This is a genomic window from Microbispora sp. H10885, from assembly GCF_014161415.1.
Classification (GTDB): Bacteria; Actinomycetota; Actinomycetes; order Streptosporangiales; family Streptosporangiaceae; genus Microbispora; species Microbispora triticiradicis.
This window is the reverse complement of record NZ_JABBWY010000001.1, coordinates 113,724-135,039: the sequence shown is the minus strand read 5'-3', so window position 1 is coordinate 135,039 and position 21,316 is coordinate 113,724. Positions and strand designations below refer to the sequence as shown.

Annotated in this window: 25 protein-coding genes; 15 read left to right on the top strand and 10 right to left on the bottom strand. The window is 71.3% G+C overall.

Annotated elements, in window-relative coordinates; genetic code table 11:
• Positions 1–14: 14 nt before the first annotated feature.
• On the bottom strand, positions 15–803 hold the full coding sequence (locus HHX37_RS00685; protein WP_117408413.1) for a deoxyribonuclease IV: 789 nt from the start codon (positions 801–803) through the stop codon (positions 15–17).
• A gap of 178 nt (positions 804–981) precedes the next feature.
• Between HHX37_RS00685 and HHX37_RS00680 the strand changes: the two genes are divergently transcribed.
• Entirely contained in the window at positions 982–1,158 is a 177-nt protein-coding gene (locus tag HHX37_RS00680; RefSeq protein ID WP_165900793.1) for a hypothetical protein, read from the top strand.
• Between the two features lie 33 nt (positions 1,159–1,191).
• Here the strand turns inward: HHX37_RS00680 and HHX37_RS00675 are convergent, their stop codons facing one another.
• Positions 1,192–1,524, bottom strand: coding sequence for a hypothetical protein (locus HHX37_RS00675; protein WP_117408412.1), 333 nt, complete (start codon positions 1,522–1,524; stop codon positions 1,192–1,194).
• Positions 1,525–1,706: 182 nt separating this feature from the next.
• On the opposite strand from HHX37_RS00675, the gene rpsF reads away from it, so the two are divergent.
• The 7 genes from rpsF to HHX37_RS00640 all read left to right on the top strand — a co-directional run bounded on the left by rpsF (position 1,707) and on the right by HHX37_RS00640 (position 6,184).
• The gene (gene rpsF / locus HHX37_RS00670; RefSeq protein ID WP_117408411.1) at positions 1,707–1,997 is read left to right on the top strand and encodes a 30S ribosomal protein S6; all 291 of its coding nucleotides are present in this window, start codon (positions 1,707–1,709) and stop codon (positions 1,995–1,997) included.
• Between the two features lie 91 nt (positions 1,998–2,088).
• Positions 2,089–2,631, top strand: coding sequence for a single-stranded DNA-binding protein (locus HHX37_RS00665; protein ID WP_117408410.1), 543 nt, complete (start codon positions 2,089–2,091; stop codon positions 2,629–2,631).
• A 110-nt stretch (positions 2,632–2,741) separates the two neighbouring features.
• Positions 2,742–2,978: a 30S ribosomal protein S18 gene (gene rpsR, locus HHX37_RS00660; protein ID WP_036324737.1), complete on the top strand. Its 237-nt coding sequence runs from the start codon at positions 2,742–2,744 to the stop codon at positions 2,976–2,978.
• 17 nt (positions 2,979–2,995) lie between these two features.
• Complete coding sequence (gene rplI / locus HHX37_RS00655; protein ID WP_117408409.1) at positions 2,996–3,442, top strand: 50S ribosomal protein L9; 447 nt, start codon at positions 2,996–2,998, stop codon at positions 3,440–3,442.
• Positions 3,443–3,624: 182 nt separating this feature from the next.
• Entirely contained in the window at positions 3,625–4,512 is an 888-nt protein-coding gene (locus tag HHX37_RS00650) for an ABC transporter substrate-binding protein (RefSeq protein ID WP_182884154.1), read from the top strand.
• Positions 4,509–5,444, top strand: coding sequence for an amino acid ABC transporter permease (locus HHX37_RS00645; RefSeq protein WP_310740220.1), 936 nt, complete (start codon positions 4,509–4,511; stop codon positions 5,442–5,444). The genes HHX37_RS00650 and HHX37_RS00645 overlap by 4 nt, the downstream gene beginning before the upstream one ends.
• A complete protein-coding gene (locus tag HHX37_RS00640; RefSeq protein WP_182884152.1) occupies positions 5,441–6,184 on the top strand; it encodes an amino acid ABC transporter ATP-binding protein in 744 nt (247 codons plus the stop codon). Before HHX37_RS00645 ends, HHX37_RS00640 begins: the two co-directional genes overlap by 4 nt.
• A 1-nt stretch (position 6,185) precedes the next feature.
• Here HHX37_RS00640 and HHX37_RS00635 read toward each other — a convergent pair whose 3' ends face one another.
• On the bottom strand, positions 6,186–7,514 hold the full coding sequence (locus tag HHX37_RS00635) for an MATE family efflux transporter (protein ID WP_182884151.1): 1,329 nt from the start codon (positions 7,512–7,514) through the stop codon (positions 6,186–6,188).
• A 290-nt stretch (positions 7,515–7,804) separates the two neighbouring features.
• On the opposite strand from HHX37_RS00635, the gene dnaB reads away from it, so the two are divergent.
• Positions 7,805–9,172 (top strand): replicative DNA helicase, encoded by a 1,368-nt coding sequence (gene dnaB, locus HHX37_RS00630; protein WP_182873222.1) that lies wholly within the window; start codon positions 7,805–7,807, stop codon positions 9,170–9,172.
• Between the two features lie 30 nt (positions 9,173–9,202).
• On the opposite strand, the gene HHX37_RS00625 is transcribed toward dnaB, so the two are convergent.
• Positions 9,203–10,147, bottom strand: a complete 945-nt coding sequence (locus HHX37_RS00625; protein WP_182884150.1) for an SDR family oxidoreductase — start codon at positions 10,145–10,147, stop codon at positions 9,203–9,205.
• 115 nt (positions 10,148–10,262) lie between these two features.
• Between HHX37_RS00625 and HHX37_RS00620 the strand changes: the two genes are divergently transcribed.
• The gene (locus HHX37_RS00620; RefSeq protein ID WP_182882528.1) at positions 10,263–10,856 is read left to right on the top strand and encodes a TetR/AcrR family transcriptional regulator; all 594 of its coding nucleotides are present in this window, start codon (positions 10,263–10,265) and stop codon (positions 10,854–10,856) included.
• Positions 10,857–11,017: 161 nt separating this feature from the next.
• Here HHX37_RS00620 and HHX37_RS00615 read toward each other — a convergent pair whose 3' ends face one another.
• Positions 11,018–11,587, bottom strand: a complete 570-nt coding sequence (locus HHX37_RS00615; RefSeq protein WP_182884149.1) for a PadR family transcriptional regulator — start codon at positions 11,585–11,587, stop codon at positions 11,018–11,020.
• A gap of 93 nt (positions 11,588–11,680) precedes the next feature.
• Between HHX37_RS00615 and HHX37_RS00610 the strand changes: the two genes are divergently transcribed.
• Positions 11,681–12,241, top strand: a complete 561-nt coding sequence (locus HHX37_RS00610; protein ID WP_259403892.1) for a hypothetical protein — start codon at positions 11,681–11,683, stop codon at positions 12,239–12,241.
• A gap of 60 nt (positions 12,242–12,301) precedes the next feature.
• A complete protein-coding gene (locus tag HHX37_RS00605) occupies positions 12,302–13,606 on the top strand; it encodes a carotenoid oxygenase family protein (protein WP_182884148.1) in 1,305 nt (434 codons plus the stop codon).
• A 70-nt stretch (positions 13,607–13,676) separates the two neighbouring features.
• Here the strand turns inward: HHX37_RS00605 and HHX37_RS00600 are convergent, their stop codons facing one another.
• The 5 genes from HHX37_RS00600 to HHX37_RS00580 all read right to left on the bottom strand — a co-directional run bounded on the left by HHX37_RS00600 (position 13,677) and on the right by HHX37_RS00580 (position 17,858).
• The gene (locus tag HHX37_RS00600) at positions 13,677–14,411 is read right to left on the bottom strand and encodes a metallophosphoesterase (RefSeq protein ID WP_182873218.1); all 735 of its coding nucleotides are present in this window, start codon (positions 14,409–14,411) and stop codon (positions 13,677–13,679) included.
• A gap of 180 nt (positions 14,412–14,591) precedes the next feature.
• On the bottom strand, positions 14,592–15,044 hold the full coding sequence (locus HHX37_RS00595; RefSeq protein WP_182884147.1) for an SRPBCC family protein: 453 nt from the start codon (positions 15,042–15,044) through the stop codon (positions 14,592–14,594).
• Between the two features lie 89 nt (positions 15,045–15,133).
• The gene (locus tag HHX37_RS00590; protein ID WP_182884146.1) at positions 15,134–15,925 is read right to left on the bottom strand and encodes a helix-turn-helix domain-containing protein; all 792 of its coding nucleotides are present in this window, start codon (positions 15,923–15,925) and stop codon (positions 15,134–15,136) included.
• A gap of 182 nt (positions 15,926–16,107) precedes the next feature.
• Positions 16,108–16,869 carry an ABC transporter permease gene (locus HHX37_RS00585; protein ID WP_182884145.1) on the bottom strand — a complete coding sequence of 254 codons (762 nt, stop codon included), beginning with the start codon at positions 16,867–16,869 and terminating at the stop codon, positions 16,108–16,110.
• A complete protein-coding gene (locus HHX37_RS00580; RefSeq protein ID WP_182884144.1) occupies positions 16,866–17,858 on the bottom strand; it encodes an ABC transporter ATP-binding protein in 993 nt (330 codons plus the stop codon). Before HHX37_RS00580 ends, HHX37_RS00585 begins: the two co-directional genes overlap by 4 nt.
• Before the next feature lie 132 nt (positions 17,859–17,990).
• Between HHX37_RS00580 and HHX37_RS00575 the strand changes: the two genes are divergently transcribed.
• The 3 genes from HHX37_RS00575 (at position 17,991) to dnaN (ending at position 21,315) form a co-directional block, all read left to right on the top strand.
• On the top strand, positions 17,991–19,487 hold the full coding sequence (locus HHX37_RS00575) for a sensor histidine kinase (RefSeq protein WP_182882519.1): 1,497 nt from the start codon (positions 17,991–17,993) through the stop codon (positions 19,485–19,487).
• Positions 19,478–20,131, top strand: a complete 654-nt coding sequence (locus HHX37_RS00570) for a response regulator transcription factor (protein WP_182884143.1) — start codon at positions 19,478–19,480, stop codon at positions 20,129–20,131. Before HHX37_RS00575 ends, HHX37_RS00570 begins: the two co-directional genes overlap by 10 nt.
• Positions 20,132–20,223: 92 nt before the next feature.
• Positions 20,224–21,315 (top strand): DNA polymerase III subunit beta, encoded by a 1,092-nt coding sequence (gene dnaN, locus HHX37_RS00565; RefSeq protein WP_117408394.1) that lies wholly within the window; start codon positions 20,224–20,226, stop codon positions 21,313–21,315.
• The last annotated feature ends 1 nt before the right edge of the window (position 21,316 follow it).

Genomic DNA, 21,316 nt, shown 5'->3' with positions numbered 1-21,316 from the left:
TGGACGGCCCTGCGTCACAGATGCTTGCGCAGGAACGCGATGTCCTCGGCCTGACCCTCGAACGGCGTCTCGACCACGATCGGCGCCCCGGCCGCGCGGCAGACCGCGAGGATCGACTCGGGGTCGATCTGGCCGGCGCCGAGGTTGGCGTGCCGGTCGGCGCCCGAGTCGAAGGCGTCCCGCGAGTCGTTGCAGTGCACGAGGTCGATCCGGCCGGTGATCGCCTTCACCCGCTCCACCAGCCCGGCGAGCTCCTCGCCGCCCGCGTGGAAGTGACAGGTGTCGAGGCAGAAGCCGACCATCGAGGGGTCCGGCGCGCCCGCCGTCGCGGCGTCCCACAGCCGGGCGATCCGCTCCAGCCTGCGCGCCATCGCGTTGCCGCCGCCCGCGGTGTTCTCGATCAGGACGGGAATCGGGCACTCGGTGCGCTCGAAGACCTTGCGCCAGTTGTCGAACCCGGTCTGCGGGTCGTCGCCCGCGTTGACGTGCCCGCCGTGGACGACCAGCCCCTTGGCGCCGATCGACGCCGCCGCCTTGAGGTGCGCGTCCAGGAGCTTGCGGCTCGGGATGCGGATGCGGTTGTTCGCGGTCGCCACGTTGATGACGTACGGCGCGTGCACGTAGACGTCGACGTCCGAGGCGCGCAGGGCGTCGGCCGTGGCCGGGAGCACCGGGCTCTTCCATCCCTGCGGGTCGCCGAGGAAGAACTGCACCACCTCGGCGTCGCGGGCCGCCGCGTGCGCCAGCGGGTCGTCCTGGTCGACGTGGGCCCCGATCCGCGGGCCGGCGCTGTGGCTGTCCATGGAGGTCCTCCAACACGTGCGTGCCTGGTGAGCGGCTGCCGGACACGGAGGGCGAACTGTAGGCGCTCTCCAAGAGCGTTTCAAGAGGGTGCGCTGTTTCAAAAGAGCGCACCAGGGAAGTCGCGTGTCACGCGCCCTGAGACCCGCGCGCCGATCCTACTTCGTCAGGGAGACGAGCATGAGATATCGCTTAGGCAGCTTCATCCTTCTCATCTACATCCTCGTCGGCCTCTACGTGGCCTGGATCCACCACTACATCACCCCCACCCTCATCAAGCAGGTCGCCCAGGCCCTGATCGCCGTCTTCCTGTGGTTCCTCGTGCTCCTCGGCGTCGACCTGCACATCGGCGGCTGAGCCACCTCCGGTCGGAGCGGCGCCGTGGACGAGTCAGTTGCGCAGGGTGAACCCGCGGGGGAAGAAGCCGCCGTGCGCGATCCCCAGCGCCGCGCCGACGAACGACCCCACGATCCCCACGATGATCAGTGCCCGTTGCCTGCTGGTCGACGAGACGAACTGTGCGTAGAGGCCGCCCCAGAACCCGATCGCGCCGACCCAGGACGCGACCATGTGCGCCTGCACGACGAACCCCGTGACGAACGCCACCAGACCGCACGCGAGCGTGGCGATCGTCAACGCGTTCTCCCGCGGGTGCGGACGCCCGTCGGTGTTCAGCGTCAGGTGACCGGGGCGCCTCCTTCTCCGGCCGATGACACGTGGCATCGTGCCTCCCCCCTCTCCGACCTCCAGTTTCGCTCTCCGTCCGGCGTACGGCCAAGGGGCTGGTAGCCTGGTTCGACTGCGTGTGACACAGCTGGGGCGGCTTGGCCGCCCGGCATCGCGCAGGTCCTCCTGTCACGGCAAGGCGTCGTGACCGCAAGAGTCCAGAGGAGGTTGGATAACACATGCGTCGCTACGAGATGATGGTCATCCTCGACCCGTCCCTCGACGAGCGCACCGTGCAGCCGTCGCTCGACCAGTTCCTCGCCGTCGTCCGCAACGACGGCGGAAGCGTGGAGAAGGTCGACGTCTGGGGCCGTCGCCGCCTGTCCTACGACATCGAGAAGAAGTCCGAGGGCATCTACGCGGTGGTCGACCTGACCGCCGAGCCCGCCACCGTGAAGGAGCTGGACCGCCAGCTCAACCTGAACGAGGGCATTCTCCGCACCAAGGTCATCCGCCCCGAGCTGCACTAGACGGCTCAGAAGCCCGGCGGTTTGTCGGGCCCGAGCCGTACTCTGAGCCCCTGACGGCTCAGCTGACGGGATAGGAAGGCGAAAGCGACCGATGGCAGCAGGCGACACACAGATCACCATTGTCGGCAATCTTGTCGACGACCCGGAGCTGCGCTTCACCCCGACGGGGCAGGCCGTGGCCCGGTTCCGCATCGCGTCCACTCCGAGGTTCCTGGACAAGCAGACCAACGAGTGGAAAGACGGCGAGGGCCTGTTCCTCACCTGCAACGTCTGGCGGCAGGCGGCGGAGAACGTCGCCGAGAGCCTCCAGCGCGGCATGCGGGTGATCGTGCAGGGACGGCTGCGCCAGCGTTCGTACGAGACCAAGGAAGGCGAGAAGCGCACGGTCTACGAGGTCGAGGTCGACGAGGTCGGCCCTTCGCTGCGCAACGCGACGGCGAAGGTCAACAAGACCTCGCGCCAGGGCGGAGGCGGCGGCTTCGGCGGCGGCCCGGCCAACGACCCGTGGGCGTCCGCGGCTCCCGCTCCGCAGGGTGGCTACGGCTCCGGCGGAGGGGGTGGCGGCGGCTTCGGCGGCGCTCCCCAGGGTGGTGGCGGCTTCGGCGGCGACTTCAGCGACGAACCGCCCTTCTAGGGAAACGACCTTCGGGCACGACCCGGTCCCGGGCCTTCCGGTCCCACTCACTGTAAACACAACCGAGCGACCATTCCCGCGAAACGCGGGGCTCTGAAAGGAGCACCACGATGGCGAAGCCGGCAGTGCGCAAGCCCAAGAAGAAGGTTTGCCTCTTCTGTCACGACAAGATCTCCTACGTCGACTACAAGGACACGGCGCTGCTGCGGAAGTTCATTTCCGACCGCGGCAAGATCCGTGCTCGCCGGGTGACGGGCAACTGCACCCAGCACCAGCGCGACGTGGCCACCGCTATCAAGAACGCTCGTGAGATGGCCCTGCTGCCGTACACGAGCACCGCGCGCTGAGAAGGGAGACCCAGGACATGAAGCTCATTCTCACCACTGAGGTCTCCGGGCTCGGCGCTCCCGGCGACGTTGTCGAGGTCAAGGACGGCTACGGCCGCAACTACCTCATTCCCCGTGGCTTCGCCATCCGCTGGACCCGCGGCGCCGAGTCGCAGGTCGCCTCGCTGAAGAAGGCCCGCGCCTCCCGCGAGATCCGCGACCTCGGCTCCGCCAAGGAGGTCGCCGGCCAGCTCGGCGCGCTCAAGGTCAAGCTGAAGACCCGCGCCGGCGAGTCCGGCCGGCTGTTCGGCTCGGTCACGACCGGTGACATCGCCGACGCCGTCAAGGCCGCCGGCGGTCCCCAGCTCGACCGCCGCCGGATCGAGATCGGCAACGCGATCAAGAGCGTCGGCACCCACAAGGTCAGCGTCCGGCTGCACCCGGAGGTCGCCGCCACCCTCGATGTCGAGGTGGTCGCGGGCTGACACCCGCCGCAGTCCGTCGAGGGCCCTTCTCCGTCCGCGGAGAGGGGCCCTTCGTCGTCCGAGCCGTGTCGACGAGCGTGAATTCCAGGATCTCCCCAGGTAAAGGGGGGTTCTACGGAACGCTAGTATCATCCCATCCGTTTTGACGGATTTCGTGGAAAGACCCCCTGATGGAGGCTGTGATGCGCCGTCCCTCTCTGCTGCTGGCGTCCGGTGCCCTCACGCTGGCGGCCGCCGCCTGCGCCCCGGCGAACGACGCCTCCACCACCGCGAGCTCCTCGGCGAGCACGTCGGCGGGCGCCTCCACGGGCGCCGACGCGTGTGCCAAGGAGAGCCTGAAGCTCACCACCCCCGGCAAGCTCACCGTCGGCACGGACAAACCGGCGTACGAGCCGTGGTTCAAGAACGACGACCCCTCCAGCGGCCAGGGGTTCGAGAGCGCCGTCGCCTACGCGGTGGCCGGGCAGCTGGGCTTCACCAGGGACGAGGTCGCCTGGACGGTCGTGCCGTTCGACTCGTCGTTCGCCCCCGGGCCCAAGCAGTTCGACTTCGACGTCAACCAGATCTCCATCACCCCCGAGCGGGCCAAGGCCGTCGACTTCAGCCAGGGCTACTACACCGTCAAGCAGGGCGTGGTCGCCCTGGAGGGCGGCAAGTACGCCTCCGCCACCAGCCTCGCCGATCTCAAGGACGCCAAGATCGGCGTGCAGGCGGCCACCACCGCGCTGCAGGCCGTACAGTCGGTCATCCAGCCGGTTAAGGACCCGAGCGTGTTCAACCAGCAGGTCGACGCGATCACCGCGCTGAAGAACAAGCAGATCGACGCCATCGTCGTCGACCTGCCCACCGCCTTCTACGTCACGGCCGCGCAGGTGAAGGGCTCGAAGATCGTCGGCCAGTTCGCCGCGACCGGCGGCGAGCCGGAGGAGTTCGGCCTGCTGTTCCAGAAGGGCAGCTCCCTGGTGAGCTGCGTCGACAAGGCGCTCGGCGAGCTGCGGAGCTCCGGTGAGCTGGCGAAGATCGAAGGCGAGTGGCTGACCGCCGCCGCGGGCGCGCCGGAGCTCAAGTGACCGACGGGCACGCGGCGGCGCCGTACGGGCCGTCCGGCCGGGAGGACGATCCCGATCGCGATCCGGACGGGCCGGGCGATCCGCCGGAGTGGGTGAAGAGCGAGCGGCAGCTTCGCCGGGAGGCGGAGCTGCGCGCCCGCGGGCGGCGGTCGGTGTCCATCGCCACCGCCTCCACCATCGTCGTGGTGGTCGCCCTGGTCGTCGGGATCACCAAGTCGCCGGGGTGGCCGCGCGTCCAGGAGACCTTCCTCAGCCCCGAGGCGTTCGTCGCCGCGCTGCCCGACGTGCTGCGCGGGTTCCTGCTCAACATCAAGATCTTCCTCATCGCCGAGGCGTTCATCCTGGTGGTGGGCCTTCTCGTCGCGCTGGTGCGCGGCCTGCGCTCGCCGGTGTTCTTCCCGCTGCGCGCGCTGGCCGTGCTCTACACCGACGTCTTCCGCGGCATCCCGACCATCCTGCTCATCTACCTGGTCGGGTTCGGCATCCCGGCGCTCCAGTTGCAGGGCGCGCCGAGCGACCCCGTCACGCTCGGCATCATCGCGCTCGTCCTGTCCTACGGAGCGTACGTCGCGGAGGTGTTCCGGGCGGGGATCGAGTCGGTGCACCCCAGCCAGCGGGCGGCAGCGCGGTCGCTGGCCCTGAGCCACGGCCAGACCATGCGCTACGTGGTGCTGCCCCAGGCCGTCCGCCGGGTGGTCCCGCCGCTGCTCAACGACTTCACCTCACTGCAGAAGGACACCGCCCTGGTCGCCGTGCTCGGGCCGCTGGAGGCGCTGCGGCAGGCGCAGATCCACGCCGCCATGTCCTTCAACTACACGCCCTATCTCGCCGCCGCGCTGCTGTTCATCGCGCTGACCGTGCCGATGGCGCGGCTCACCGACCATCTCGCCGCGCGGGTCGCCCGGCGCCAAGCGGGAGGCGGCACGGCATGAGCCTGCTCACGATCGAGGGCGTCTGGAAGCACTACCACGGGCAGAGCGTGCTGCGCGGAATCGACCTGGAGGTCGCCCCGCACGAGGTGGTCTGCTTGATCGGCGCGTCCGGCTCGGGCAAGTCGACGCTGCTGCGCTGCGTCAACCTGCTGGAGACGATCGACGACGGCGCGATCCACCTGGACGGCGCAGAGATCACCGACGTGCGGGCCGACGCCGACGACGTGCGTCGCCGCATCGGCATGGTGTTCCAGGCCTACAACCTGTTCCCGCACATGACCGTGCTGGACAACATCACGCTCGCGCCGCGCAAGGTGCACGGCGTACGGGCGGAGGAGGCCGAGGCGCGGGCGCGTGAGCTGCTGGACAGGTTCGGGCTGGCCGGCAAGGCGGACGAGTATCCCGACCGGCTGTCCGGCGGACAGCAGCAGCGCGTCGCCGTGATCCGCGCGGTCGCGACCAGGCCGCGCCTGCTGCTGCTCGACGAGGTGACCTCCGCGCTCGACCCGACGCTGGTCACCGAGGTGCTGGGGATCATCCGCGAGCTCAAGGACACCGGGATGACCATGATCCTGGCCACCCACGAGATGGGCTTCGCCCGTGACATCGCCGACCAGGTCTGCTTCCTCGAAGGCGGCGTGCTGCTGGAGAGCGGTCCACCCGGGCAGATCTTCTCCGAGCCCCGGCATCCCCGCACCCGCGCGTTCCTCCAGCGCGTGCTGGAGGCCCGCCGCATGTGAGTCAGGTCGCCGTCCGCGAGGTGCCGGTCACCATCCAGGCGGTGCCGTACGCGCGGACGCCGAGCGTGACCAGCCGGGCGGCCATCCACGCGCCGAGCGCGAGCCACAGGGCGACCAGGGTGCCCGCCACCGCGGCGAACGGCAGGAAGGCCAGCGTCGTCCACAGCCCGGCGTGGGCGAGATAGCGCTGGTCGCCGGCGCCGATGAGCACCCCGTCCAGCACGAACACCACACCCGCGACGGGCTGGAGGAGGGCCACCGGCCACAGCACGGCCAGCAGTTCGGCGGCGGCCTCGCCCCGCGCGTCGAACAGGGCCGGGACCAGTGGCCGGGCGGCCAGCACGAGTGCGCCGAACATCACACCGCAGGCGATGCCCCAGATCAGCATGCGCCGGGTCGCCGCGCGGGTGCCCGAGGTGTCTCCCGCGCCCAGCGCGCGGCCGGTGATGGCCTGACCGGCGATGGCGATCGCGTCGAGGGCGAAGGCGAGGAAGGTCCAGATCCGGGTGGCGATCGTGTGCGCGGCGATCTGCTCATCGCCCATGCGGGTGGCGATCCCCGCGGCGACGAGCAGCACCGCCTGCAGGCACGCCGTACGGACGACCAGGGCCAGCCCGGCCGCTCCGGCGGCGCGCAGCCCCGCGAGGTCGGGCAGCAGCGAGGCGCCGTGCGCGCGGGCGGCGCGCACGACCATCACGAGATAGGCCGCCGCCGCGAGGGCCTGGGCGAGGACCGTGCCCCAGGCCGACCCGGCGAGCCCCCAGCCGAGCCCGAGCACGAACCAGGCGTTGAGCAGCCCGTTCAGCGCGAACGACGCCACGGAGACCACGAGCGGCGTGCGCGTGTCCTGCATCCCCCGCAGCACGCCGGTGCCGGCGAGGACCAGCAGCATCGCGGGGATGCCGATGAGGCTGATGCGCAGGTAGGTGACGGCCTCCGTGGCGAGCTGGCCCACCGCTCCGAACAGGTGTACGATAAACGGAGCAAGAGGCCAGCACGCCACACCGACGGCCAGGCCGATGATCGCGGCCAGCCACAGGCCGTCCATCCCCTGGCGCATCGCCTGCCTGACGTCCCCCGCCCCAAGCCTCCGCGCGACCGCGGCCGTGGTGGCGTACGCGAGGAACACGCACAGCCCGACGAGAGCCGACAGGGCCGCGCTGGCCACACCGAGCGCGCCGAGCGCTGGATCGGGGAGGTGGCCGACGATGACCGAGTCGGTGAGCAGGAAGAGCGGCTCGGCCACGAGTGCCCCGAATGCCGGGATCGCGAGCCTCAGGATCTCCCTGTCGTGGGCGCGTCCGTGTCCTGTTCTGGAGGTAAGGGACATAAGCCTATTTTGCGGCTTACGAGGTCATGCTCGATCAGTATCGGGAATCCCTCTGCGACTTTCTTTCCTCCACAGGCGGTGGACAGTGAAACCGCAGGTGGCGATGGATTTCCCCGATGCGGCCGCTTGGCTGTCCACAGGCTCGTCCCCAGGCTTCCCACATGTCACGGGCGTGCCTGCACACGTTGTCCACAGGCTTGTCCACCGGCCGGGTTGCCGCCCCGCCCCGAGGTTGGGGAGACTGTCGCACCGGGTTGGGGATGCTGTGACCGCTGGGCAGGGGGTGTGAGGTGAGCGTGCTCGACTTCCCGGGAGGCCCGGGAGGCTCCGAATCGACGTTCGAGCGGACGCCGCCGCACAACATCGAGGCCGAGCAGTCGGTGCTGGGCGGCATGCTGCTGTCCAAGGACGCCATCGCCGACGTCATCGAGGTGCTGCGCGCCGACGACTTCTACCGGCCCGCCCACCAGATCGTCTTCGACGTGATCACCGATCTCTACGGCCGGGGCGAGCCCGCCGACTCGGTGACCGTCTTCGACGAACTGCAGAAGCGGGGCGAGGTCGCCCGCGTCGGCGGCGGCGCCTACCTGCACACCCTTACCGCGATCGTGCCCACCGCCGCGAACGCCGGCTACTACGCGAAGATCGTCCGGGAGCAGGCCGTCCTGCGGCGCCTCATCGAGGCGGGCACCCGCATCGTCTCCTACGGCTACGGCGGTCAGGGCGAGGAGGTCGACGACCTGGTCGACCGCGCCCAGGCCGAGATCTACAAGGTCACCGAGCGCCGCACCTCCGAGGACTACCTCCCGCTGTCGGACATCATGCCCGGCGCCCTGGACGAGATCGAGGCCATCGGCAGCCGCAGCGGCCAGATGGTCGGCGTCCCGACCGGCTTCCAGGACCTCGACGTCCTCACCAACGGCCTCCACCCCGGCCAGATGATCGTCGTGGCCGCCCGCCCCGCGATCGGAAAAAGCACCCTAGGTCTGGATTTCGCCCGTTCTGCAGCGATCAAGCATGGGATGACCACGGTCATCTTCTCGCTGGAGATGTCGCGCAACGAGATCACGATGCGCCTGCTGTCGGCGGAGGCGCGGGTCCCGCTGCACACGATGCGCTCGGGCACGATGAGCGACGACGACTGGACCCGGATGGCCCGCCGGATGGGGGAGGTCGCCGAGGCGCCGCTGTTCATCGACGACTCCCCGAACATGTCGATGATGGAGATCCGGGCCAAGTGCCGCCGCCTGAAGCAGCGGCACGACCTGCGCTTCGTGATCGTCGACTATCTGCAGCTCATGAGCTCGCCGAAGAAGACCGAGAGCCGCCAGCAGGAGGTCTCCGAGCTGTCCCGGGCGCTCAAGCTGCTGGCCAAGGAGCTCGAGGTGCCGGTCATCGCCATCTCCCAGCTCAACCGTGGTCCCGAGCAGAGAACGGACAAACGGCCTCAAGTGTCCGATCTTCGTGAATCGGGATCTATCGAGCAGGACGCCGACATGGTCATCCTGCTGCATCGGGAGGACGCGTACGAGCGGGAGTCGCCGCGCGCGGGCGAGGCGGACCTGATCGTGGCCAAGCACCGAAACGGCCCCACGGCCACGGTCACCGTCGCCTTCCAGGGCCACTACAGCCGTTTCGTCGACATGGCCACCCACTAGCGTGTCGCCCCGCGACGGGTGCCGAGTGTCTCAGCCGGTGGGGAACGACACCTTCGTCAGTTCTTCGGAGGCTCGCCAGACTCGCCGGGCGTCCTCGGTGCCGCGCAGGCGGGAGTAGAGCTTCTGTTCGGCGGGCGGGCCTCCGAGGTGGCCGAGTCCGCTCGGCCCGTAGAGGCCGCCGGGCCGGGCTTCGGGGGCCGTCGCGGCGTACAGGGCGGGGAGCGTGGCGGTCTCGACGGTCCCGAGGAGGATGCCCCGCCTGGACAGGGCGCCGATGATCTTCCTGCCTCCTGTCTCCGTGTCGCGGCCGACTTCGGGCCGCGCGGCGAGCAGGTTGGTCGGGGCGACCCCAGGGTGGGAGAGGTTGCTCGTGATGCCCCAGCCGTGGGTCCGGCTGAGCCGGTCGAGTTCGAGGCCGAAGAGCCCGAAGGCGATCTTCGACTGGCTGTACGCCTTCATGCCGTCGTAGGAGCGTTCCCAGTTCAGATCCCGCCAGTTGATGGCGCCCCGGCTCGCGGCGACGCTGATCTGCGAGGTGACGCGGGCCTGTCCGGCGCGCAGCAGCGGAAGCAGGTGGGCCACCAGGGCGAAGTGGCCGAGGTGGTTGGTGCCGAACTGAAGCTCGAACCCGTCGGTGGTCGTCTGGCGGTCGGGCGGGGTCATCACCCCGGCGTTGTTGATGAGGATGTGGATCGGGCGGCCCTCCTCGCGGAGGGTGTCGCCGAGGGTCGCGACGGAGGCGAGCGACGACAGGTCGAGGGCGTGAAGCGACACGTCGGCTCCGGGAGCCGCCTGCGAGATTCTGGCGACCGCCGCCTGGCCCTTGCGTGGGTTCCGTACCGGCAGGAGCACCTCGGCTCCGGCCGCGGCGAGCCTCGTCGCGATTCCGAGACCGATGCCGTCGCTCGCTCCGGTGACGAGGGCGCGCCGCCCCGTGAGGTCGGGCACGGTGATGTCGATGGGTTTGCGCGGCATGCGCTCCTCCTGGGGTCGTTTTCGTTGACCGTCTGCACTGGTTCTCCAATGTATGCAACAACTACATTGTATGCAATGCATACAATGTAGTTGATGTTCGGACTAGGCTGGCGGTATGAAGAAGCGCCCCTACCACCACGGCGACCTCCGCGCTGCCCTGCTAGAACGGGCCGAGCAGACGCTGCGCGAGCGGGGATCGGGTGCGCTGTCGCTCCGGGAACTGGCCCGCGACCTCGGGGTGAGCCCCGCAGCGCCGAGTCGTCACTTCAAGACCAAGCAGGCACTGCTGGACGCGCTGGCCCTGGACGGATTCGAACGGCTTGTGGAAACCATCGCAGCCGCCCAGGACGGCGCCGGCCAGACGTTCGGCGAGCGCCTGAACGTAATGGCCCGGGCCTACGTGGGCTTCTGCGTGGCGAACGCCGCCCTGCTCGACCTGATGTTCTCGGCCAAGCACAGCCCGGAGGCGTCACAGGCGCTGGGGGCGGCCGCACGCCGGTGGATGGAGCAGAGCCTGGAACTGGTCAGTACCGGGCAGCGCCGAGGCGAGGTCCGCGAAGGGCCGCTGGACCGTATCGCCCTGACGGTGTTCGCTCCGCTACACGGGTACGTCGGCCTCACGGTGAGCGGCGTGCCGCTGCCCGAGACGGACGAGCAGGGACTCGACGACGTCATCGCGTCCATCATCCGAGGATGCAGGCCGGAGTAGAGCCGTGCCGGCCGCGCTCGCGCTGCGCTGGAGTAGCTGCTGGAGGTGCCGGAGGGCGCGCGGGTCTTCGAGCTTGAGCGGCCGCGCGCGCCGCCGATGAGGACGACGGCGCCGCGATGTAGCGGGCCATGAGGCGGTTGGAGGACGCGGCGCCGGACGGCTCACGCGGGCCGTGGGCCGGGCTCGGAGCTCTCGTGCGGCCTCTGGTGGGGCAGGGCCGCGATCCGGGCGGCCGCCCACTCGGCCCAGTCGCGCTGGGCGGCGGTCAGGCGCAGACCCCACTCCAGCGCGAGGTCTCCGTACAGCCGCAGCGCGTCCTCGCCCTGGCCGATGATCTGTTCGCGCACGCCGCGGAGCGCGGCGTGCTCCTTGCGGGCCTGTACGGCCAGCCTCTCCAGGTAGCCGTGGGCCTGGTCCGGCGTGACCGTGTCGAGGAAGAACACCCGCAGCAGCATGTCGCTGCGCCGGCTCTGCGTCGGCGGCTCCTCCACCAGCCAGTGGCGCAGCTCGGCGAGGCCCTCTCCGGTGATCCGATACTCCTTGCGTCCGCGCGGGCCCTCGGCGGCGACCTCGATCAGACCCTCGCGATCCAGGCGCGTCAGCTCCGAGTAGAGCTGGCTCTGGGTGGCCGGCCAGACGTTGGCCAGCGATATCTCGAACGTCTTCAGCAGGTCGTACCCGCTGGCCGGGCCGGCCGACAGCAGCCCCAGCAGTGCGTGACGAAGACTCATGCGCCAGATCCTACATTCCTGTGTTGACATGTCATCTCCGGAGCTTCTACTTTTGACATGTCACAAATGGAACGTCGTCCGAAGGAACCCGCCGTGCTCCGTTACGTCCTCACCTTCCTCCCCTGGATCGTCTTCTCCGTGCTCAGCACCAACGGCGAGGCGAGGTACGGAGCCGGGGCCGGTCTCCTCGTGGCGATCGTTCTGCTGGCCGTCGACCGCCGCGCGGGGCGCGGCTGGGACGAGATCGTCCTGGAGCTCAGCTCGGGCGTCTTCTTCGCGGCCCTCGCGCTCGTCGCCTTCACGGTCACCCCGGCGCCGCTCGGCGAGTACGGACCGGCCGTGTCGGTCGGCTGGCTGGCGCTCACCGCCTGGGGGTCGCTGGCGGTCCGCAGGCCGTTCACGCTGGGCATGGCCCGCCGTTCCACGGCCCCCGAGGTGCACGCGACCGAGATCTTCTACCAGGTCAACGCCGTCATCACCACCGTCTGGGCCGCCGCGTTCACGCTCACCGCCGTCGCGCTCGCCCTGCTGCTCGCCTTCGAGCCGCAGGCCACCGCCGCCCTCGTCACCGTGAAGGTCTGCGGTCTCGCACTGCCCGCCCTGTTCACGGTCCGCTACCCCCGGATCGTCCGCGCCCGTTACAACGCCGCCTGAAGCCGCCCGAAAACCGTCTGAAAGCCGTCTGGAAAGCCGTTCTGAAAGGAGCCACGAGACATGACCGCCTCCTACCTCTCCGGCCGCCTCGCCCCCGTACCCGACGAGATCGACGCGCTCGACCTGCCCGTGGAAGGCACGCTGCCGCCCGAGCTGACCGGCCGTTACTTCCGCAACGGGCCCAACCCCCGCCCCGGCGAAGAGCCCGGCCACTGGTTCGTCGGCCACGGGATGATCCACGGCATCCGGTTACGCGAGGGGCGTGCCGAGTGGTACCGCAACCGGTGGGTGCGCACCACCCGCCTCGACGGCGCGCCCTACCTCGGCGACAAGGGCGTCGACCTGGCCGCCGTCCCCGCGAACACCCACGTCGTCTCGCACGCCGACAAGATCTTCGCGCTGGTCGAGAACGGCCTGCCGTACGAGATGACGCCGGAGCTCGACACGGTCGGCCCCTGCGACTTCGGCGGCCGGCTCGCCACCGCGATGACCGCGCACCCCAAGGAGGACCCGGTCACCGGGGAGCTGCACTTCTTCGGGTACGGCTGGGCGCCGCCCTACCTCACCTACCACCGCCTGTCCGCCGCCGGCGAGCTGGTGGAGACCCGTGAGGTCGAGGTCCCCGGGCCCACGATGGCGCACGACTTCGCGATCACCGCGAACCACGTCGTGTGGCTCGACCTGCCGGTCGTCTTCGACGTGAACCTGGTGGGCCGGAGCATGCCGTACCGGTGGGACGACCTGTACGGCGCCCGGCTCGGCGTGATGAGCCGGCGCACCGGGAAGGTCCGGTGGTTCGAGATCGACCCCTGCTACGTCTTCCACGTGGGGAACGCGAGCGAGGACGAGCAGGGGCGGATCGTCGTCGACGCCGTGCGTTACGCGCCGGGGGCGTTCCAGGCCTTCTGGCCGACCATCGGCGGCACGGCCAGCCCCGCCGCGCACACCGGCGGCGCGGCGCTGCACCGCTGGGTGCTCGACCCCGCGACCGGCGTGTCGAAGGACGAGGCCCTCGACGACCGGGACGTCGAGTTTCCCACCGTCAACGAGACGCTGACCGGCCTGCGCAGCCGCTACCTCTACGCGGTCACCAAGGACGCGATCGTGAAGTACGACACCGGCGCCGGCACGAGTCTGACCCACGAGACGGGAGACCGTACGCCCGGTGAGGCCGTGTTCGTCCCCGCCATTGGCACAGTCAGCGAGGGCGGGGAGGACGCGGGCTGGCTGCTGTCGATCGCCGGCACCGACGACGGCGCCGAGCTGCTCGTGCTCGACGCGTCGGACCTGACCCAGGTCGCGTCGGTACGGCTGCCGCGGCGGGTGCCCGCCGGGTTCCACGGCTCGTGGATCCCCGACGCCTGAGGCCGCCGTCGCCCGTACGGCCCACGCGGGAGGATCCGGCGCGGGCCGTACGGGCGAGTGGCGCCGCGGCCTACGGGACGGGCCGGAAGTGGGTGGTGACCCGGCCGTCGTCGAGCACGTGCAGGGCGACGGCAGGAGGCAGGTCGTGGTCGACCGGCGGGTGCGCGGAGGTCTCGGACGGCAGCAGCCCCGTGTTCACCACTCCCGGCGCGACCAGCAGCGGCAGCCCGGCGAACGTCGTGGCCGCCGCGGTGTGCGCGTGCCCGGCCAGCACCGCGATGGCGTGCGGGTGACGGCCGAGGACCTCCGCCAGCCCCTCCGGCCGCTCCAGACGGATGCCGTCCACGTACGGGATGCCGAGCGCGACCGGCGGGTGGTGCATGCCGACGAAGGCCGGAACCCCGGGGGTCGCGGCGAGCACCGAGTCGAGCCAGGCCAGCGTGTCGTCGCTCAGCTCACCCTCGGGCCGCCCGGGAACGCTGGAGTCGCACAGCGCGATCGTCGCGTGGTCGAGGTTGAGCGCCTGGTTCACCGGGTGGTCGCCGTCCTGCTCCAGCAGGACCTTGCGGAGGTGGGCGCGCGTGTCGTGGTTGCCCGGGCACAGCACGAGCGGCACGTCGTCACCGGAGACGAGCTCACGGACGATCTCGTACTCCTCCATCGCGCCGTGGTCCGCCAGGTCACCGGTGAGCACGATCGCGTCGGGCCGCAGCGATCTCGCGTAGGTGAGCGCGCGTGCGGCGCGCGAGGTGTTCCGCTCGCTTCCGTCGATGTGGATGTCGCTGACGTGCGCCAGCACGAGCATGTGATACCTCCGGCCATGGATGGGGGGCTACAGCTTCTCACGTGAGAGCGCGGCGGACATGATCACGAGGCGCCGCCCCGGAAGCCGCCGCCCGCGTGCACATCCCGCGAGCCGCCGCCGGTGGGCCACCGCTCGCGAGCGCCGCCCGCGACCGCACCGTACGCCGTGAAACCGGTTCCGTCAGGACATCCGGGCGGAACCCTCCGACAGCCGTTGGGCGAGGATACCGGCCCGGGCCAGCTGCACCTTCCGTGCCTGGCCCGCCGCGAAGCCCAGCAGGAACCAGGCCGCGCTCACGTCGAGCCGGTCGGCCACCCGGGTTCCGGGCCCCTCGGGGGACAGATCGAACCGGTAGCCGAGCCGGACTCCGCCGGGGCTGCGCACCTGTCCGCGTACGGACAGGCCCTCGGTGAGGAGCGTCACGGCGATGGGGTTGTCGTAGCTGAGACCGAGGAAGCGGAACCGCTCGACGGAGGTGTACCGCACCACGCCCGGCTCGGACCGGTCGACGTCGCGTACGGCGACCACGAGCGGTGACAGGCCGACGTAACTCTCGGGCGTCGTGAGATGCGCGAAGACCTTCTCCGGAGCGGCGTCCACGTGGAACGTGTTGACCAGTACTCGTGTGGGCATTCCCGCCTCCTTCTGCTCAGGCACGGCCAAGGCACGTGTCGATGCACGAAGTGTGACAGAACGCCGGACGCCGGATGATCTCCGGATGATCACGAAGACGTGTCGCGCAGGAAGGCGGCGGTCGCGGCGTCCGCCGGGTAGAACGACTCGATGGCCAGCTCGGAGACCGTGATGTCGAGCGGCGTGCCGAAGGTGGCCACGATGCTGAAGAACGACAGCTCCTGCCCGGCCCGCCGCACCCGGAGCGGCACCAGGATGTCTCCGGGCCCGGGCAGCTCCACCTCGGGCTCGGGCTGGTCGCAGGGGTAGTCGCGCAGTTCGGCGTACAGCTCGGTGAGCCGGGGGTCGGCGGTGTGCGTGATCTGCCGACGCAGCCGTCCGAGCAGGTGCGCCCGCCACTCGCCGAGGTTCAGGATGTGCGGCGCGAGACCCTCCGGATGCAGGCTCGCCCGCAGCACGTTGCCCATCAGGTCGGGATCGACGCCCTCGGCGAGCAGCGCGATCCCCCCGTTGGCGTCGACGAGGTCCCAGGCCCGGTCCACCACCACGGCCGGATAGGGGTCGTGGGCCGACAGCAGCCGGCGGATCGCCTCGCACACCGCCGCCATCCCCGGCGAGCTGAGCGGCGACTCCGCGTAGACCGGGGCGTACCCGGCGGCCAGCAGCAGGTGGTTGCGCTCGCGCAGCGGGAGATCCAGGTGCTCGGAGAGGTGGAGCACCATGTCGCGGCTCGGCGTGGAGCGGCCGGTCTCCAGGAAGCTGATGTGCCGAGTGGAGATCTCGGCGCGGTTGGAGAGGTCGAGCTGGCTGAGCCGCCGGTGCTCGCGCCACCGGCGCAGGAGCTCACCGAACGGCCGCTGGTGGATCTGGGCGACGGTCACGCCCCGACGCTATCCCCGTCCGCACGGCCCGGCGATTACCCCCGGCGTAACCACCGGGCCCCACGTGACCGGTCGCGGCCCGTCCCGTGCCCCCGCCCCCGCGACGGGCACGGAACGGGCCGCCTTCCACCGCACCGGTCTCACCGCACGGCTCTCACCGCACGGCTCTCACCGCACCGGTCTCATTGCCAGCGGAACATCCGGGCCGCGGCGAGCCCGGCGGCCAGCGCCCAGCCCGCCAGTACGGCGAGGTGGACGGCCTGGGGACCCCCGCCGCCCAGCGCGTCCGTGAGTGCCTGCCCGAAGGCCCCGGTGGGCGTGAAGTCGCTGATCCGGCGCAGCAGCTCCGGCATGAGCGGCCTGGGCAGCCACATCCCGGCCAGGAACAGCAGCGGGAACATGAGCGCGGCCCCCGCACCCTGGACGACCTTGGAGTTCGGCGCCACGGAGGCGAGGAGGAGCCCGATGGCGAGCATGGCGGTCGAGCCGAGGACGAAGACCCCCGCGAACGCCCAGGGCGAGCGGGGCGGCGGCACCCCGAGGAACAGGTGCCCCAGCCCCAGCGTCAGCGTCGTCGCGACCACGGCCACGCCCACGTTGATCAGCAGTTGCGCGGACAGCAGGGCCCCCGGCCGTACCGGCGTCGTGGACAGCCGCCGCAGCACGCCGCGCTCGCGGTAGGTCACCAGGACCGCCGGCAGCGCGCTGAGCCCGAGCGTCACGACCGACAGCAGCACCATCATCGAGGTGAAGGGCGCGTCCACGAAGCGCTGCCCGCCGAGGGACGGGTCCGCGTCGCGGAAGCCGGGAATCGTGGCGCCGAGGGTCAGCAGCAGCGCGACCGGCAGCACGACCGCGAAGAACACGGCGGCGGGCTCACGGAGGAAGAGCCGGGCCTCCACGGCCGCGATCCGGACGAGAACCCGTGTAGGGGCGGTGGTCATGACTCCTCCTGGGAGGGTGCGTGAGAGGGTCCGTACGAGGGGTCGGTGAGGGTGAGGAACGCGTCGTCGAGGGTGGTGCGCTCCATGCGGAGGCCGCGCATCAGGGACGCGGGCAGCACAGCCGTCACCGCGCTCAGCAGGTCGCCGGTGCCGGTGACGGTGACCTCCCCGGCGTCGCCCCCGCCGTTCGCCGCGCCCTCCACCGTGCCCCGCACCGAGCCCTCCACAGTGCCCTCCACAGTGGCCGACGTCACCTCGGGCAGCGCCCGCAGGCCCGTGACCTGCGCATGCGTCAGCGGCCTCTCCGTACGGAAGACCAGGCGCTGCTCGCCGCCGGCGCGGGCGACGAGCCCGGCGGGCGTGTCGACCGCGCGCACCCGGCCGCGCGAGATGACCGCGACCCGGTCGCACAACCGCTCCACCTCCTCCATGAAGTGGGTGACGAGCAGGACCGTCACGCCCCGGTCCCTGATCCGGGTGACCAGTTCCCAGGTCTCCCGCCGGGCCTGCGGATCGAGGCCGGTGGTGAGCTCGTCGAGGATCGCGACGCGCGGGCTGCCCACCAGCGCGAGCGCGACCGACAGCCGCTGGCGCTGCCCGCCGGAGAGGGTGGCGAACGACGCGCGGAGATCGAGCCCGGCGTCGGCGGCCAGCGCCCGCCAGTCGGCGGGACGGCGGTAGAACGACGCGTAGAGCGACAGCGCCTCCCCGACCCGGATCTTGTCGGGCAGCGAGCACTCCTGGAGCTGCACGCCGACCTGTTCCTTCAGGTCCGCGGCTACGCCGCCGTCCGGGCCGATGTCCAGATCGATCGTGCCCGCCGTGGGGGTGCGCAGCCCGGCGACGCACTCGACCGTCGTCGTCTTGCCGGCCCCGTTGCGGCCGACGATGCCGAAGACCTCGCCCTCCTCCACGGAGAACGACACGTCCTCGACCGCCACGCGTGCCCCGTACGTCTTGCGGAGGTGGTCCACGGTGATGATTGCCATGCCGACGACGTTAGAAATCAGGCGGGCCGCCCGGAATGCGGCTGCGGACCCGGCGGGGGTGTACTTTCCCCCACCCCCACCGGGGGTCCGGGGCCACTGTGCGGAACCGCCCGGAACTCGCAGACTGGACGCATGACCGCAGCTCGCCGTACCCTCGTCGCACTCGGCAGGGGCGCAGCCCTCGCCGGCCTCGCCCTGCTGGGCCTGGCCGCCGCCCTGGTGATGCTGACGGCGGCGCTGCTCACCTTCCTGCTCGGCCTGGTCTTCGCCCTGCCCCCGGCCGTACGGCTCACGCGGGCCGTGACCGGGCTGGCGCGCGATCTGTCCGGGCGCTGGTCGGGCGTGCCGGTGGACGATCCCTACCTGCCGGCGCCGTCCCCGCCGGTGCCGCAGGCGGACGGCTGGTACCGCGACGGCCGCACCCTGTACAAGAAGCCCACGATCCCCGCCTTCAACAAGCGGTGGAACTGGATGATCAAGGATCCGGCGACCTGGCGCGACCTCGCCTACCTGCTCGCCGCGCCGGTGACCTGCGGACTCGTGGCCGCCGCTCCGCTGCTCACGACCGCGTACGGCGTGCTGCGGCTGGCCGGGGGCGACCCCCTGGGTGTGGTGTGGATCCTGCTCGCGGCGGGCGTCGCGTACTGGTACGCGCCGTGGGCCCTGCGCGTCCACGGAGGCGTCGCCGCCGTGCTCCTCGGGCCCACGGAGAAGACGCGGCTGGCCCGGCGGGTCAGCCACCTGGACGCGGCGCGCACCGAGGTCGTCGACTCGCAGGCCGCCGAGCTGCGGCGGATCGAACGCGACCTGCACGACGGCGCCCAGGCCCGTCTCGTCGCGATCGGGATGACGATCGGAGCGGCCGAGCAGCTGCTGGAGACCGACCCGCGGGCCGCCCGGGCGCTGCTGGACAAGGCGCGGGACGCCTCGGCGGCCGCGCTGCAGGACATCCGGCGGCTGGTGCGAGGCATCCATCCCCCCGTGCTCGCCGAACGCGGCCTCGGCGACGCCGTACGCGCGCTGGCCCTGGACAGCCCGCTGCGCGTCCATGTGACCGTCGACGTGCCGGAGCGCGCGTCCGCGCCGCTGGAGTCCGCGGCGTACTTCGCGGTCAGCGAGCTGCTGGCGAACGCCGCCCGGCACGGCGACGCGACCGAGGCGTGGGTGGACGTGAGCGCGCGGGGTCCCGCGCTGCGGGTGACGGTGACCGACGACGGCCGCGGCGGCGCGGACCCCGGGCGTGGCACCGGCCTGCGCGGCATCGAGCGCAGGCTCGGGGCGTTCGACGGCGTGTTCGCGCTGAGCAGCCCGGCGGGCGGCCCGACCACGGCGGTCGTCGAGCTGCCGCGGGCCTTCCCGCTGCGGGTGGCGCCCCGGTCTCCGTGGCGCCTTCTCGGCGGCGTCTGCTGGGCGCTGTGGCCGATCGCGCTGTTCCCGCAGGGGCTGGTGGCGATGGTGCTCAAACTGGCCGGTTCGCCGGTGAGGTCCTGGTTCCTGGGGCTGTACATGCCCGAGCCCTTCCAGTGGCCGGTCATCGTCGGCATGATGCTGCTCGGCGGCGGCCTGCTGACCGTCGCGCTGACCACGACGGCACGGGCCATGCGGGAGAAGGAGAGCGGGTGCGGGTAGTCCTGGCGGAGGATCTGCACCTGCTGCGGGAGGGCCTGGTCCACCTGTTGCGCGCGCACGGCTTCGAGGTCGTCGCCGCGGTCGAGTCCGGCCCGGAGCTGCTCGCCGCGCTGGTCGGCGAGCGTCCGGACGTGGCCGTGGTCGACGTACGGCTGCCGCCGACGTTCACCGACGAGGGGCTGCAGGCCGCGCTCGCCGCGCGGCGGCGGGTGCCGGGGCTGCCGGTGCTCGTGCTCTCCCAGCATGTCGAGCAGCTGTACGCCAGGGAGCTGCTGGCCGACGGCTCGGGCGGGGTCGGCTACCTGCTGAAGGACCGGGTGTTCAACGGCGAGCAGTTCGTCGACGCCGTACGTCGCGTCGCGGCGGGCGGCACGGCGATGGACCCGGAGGTCATCGCGAGGCTCCTGGCCAGCAACTCGCGCAACGAGCCGCTCGGCCGGCTCACCCCCCGGGAGCGGGAGGTGCTGGAACTGATGGCGGAGGGCAGGTCGAACGCCGCCATCGGGCAGCGGCTGTTCCTCAGCGACAGCGCGGTGGGCAAGCACACCGCGAACATCTTCGCCAAGCTCGGCCTGGCGCCCTCCGACGACGACAACCGCCGGGTGCTCGCGGTGCTGGCCTTCCTCGGCAGCAGGCCCGGCTGAGCCGTGTGACCGGCCCCTGGAATGTCGGTGCTGGGCGCTACCTTGGGGAATCGAGTCGTGGCACAGGCAGGTGGCACAGGCAGGAGGTCGGGATGAAATTCCAGGTGAACCGCGACGTGCTCGCCGAAGCGGTGGCGTGGGCGGCCCGGGTGCTCCCGGCCAGGCCCGCGGTGCCCGTCCTCGCGGGGCTGCTGCTGGAGGCGGGGGACGACCTGCGGGTGTCCGCCTTCGACTACGACGTGTCGGCGCGGGCCGACGTCGAGGCCGAGGTGGCGGAGCCGGGGCGGGTGCTGATCCCGGGGAAGGTCCTGGCGGAGGTCACCCGCAGCCTTCCGGCGCGCCCCGTCGAGATCGCCACCAGCGGCTCGGAGGCCGTGCTCACCTGCGGCAGCGCCGAGTTCGGCCTGCTGACCATGCCGGACGAGGACTTCCCCGCGATGCCGCCGATGCCGCCGAGGGTCGGCGCCGTGGGCGGGGGCGTCTTCGCCACCGCCGTCAACCAGGTCGCGCCCGCCGCGAGCCGCGACGACACGCTCCCCATGCTCACGGGCATCCGGATGGACATCGAGGACGTCCGGGTCTCCCTGGCCGCCACCGACCGCTACCGCATCGCGGCGAGCGAGTTCCTGTGGCACCCGGAGCGGCAGGAGGAGCGGCACGGTGTGGTCGTGCCGGCGCGGGTGCTGGTCGAGGTGGCGCGCTCGCTGCGCGGGGGCGAGGTGGCGGTCGGGCTCGGCGACAACGTGGCCGGATTCGAGAGCCAGGGCCGCACCACCACCGTCCGGCTGCTCGACGAGCAGTTCATCGACTACCGGGCCCGGCTGACCGAGCAGTGGCCGATCCACGCCGACGTCCCGGTGGGGCCGTTCGTGGAGGCCGTCAAGCGGGTGACGCTGGTCGCCGAGCGCAACACCGCGGTCCGGCTGTCGTTCTCCCCGGGACAGGTGCTGATCCAGGCCGGCGGCGGCGACATCGGCAGGGGCGCGGAGGTCGTCGAGGCCGAGCTGGAAGGCCCGGACATCCAGATCGCCTTCCAGCCCCACTTCCTGCTCGACGGCCTCGCGGGCGTCGGGACCGAGCGGGCGCGCGTCCACCTGGACTCGCCGACCCGGCCCGCCCTGGTCACGGACGAGGGCGACGACCCCGGCTACCGCTACCTGGTGATGTCCCTGCGGCTCGGCTGAC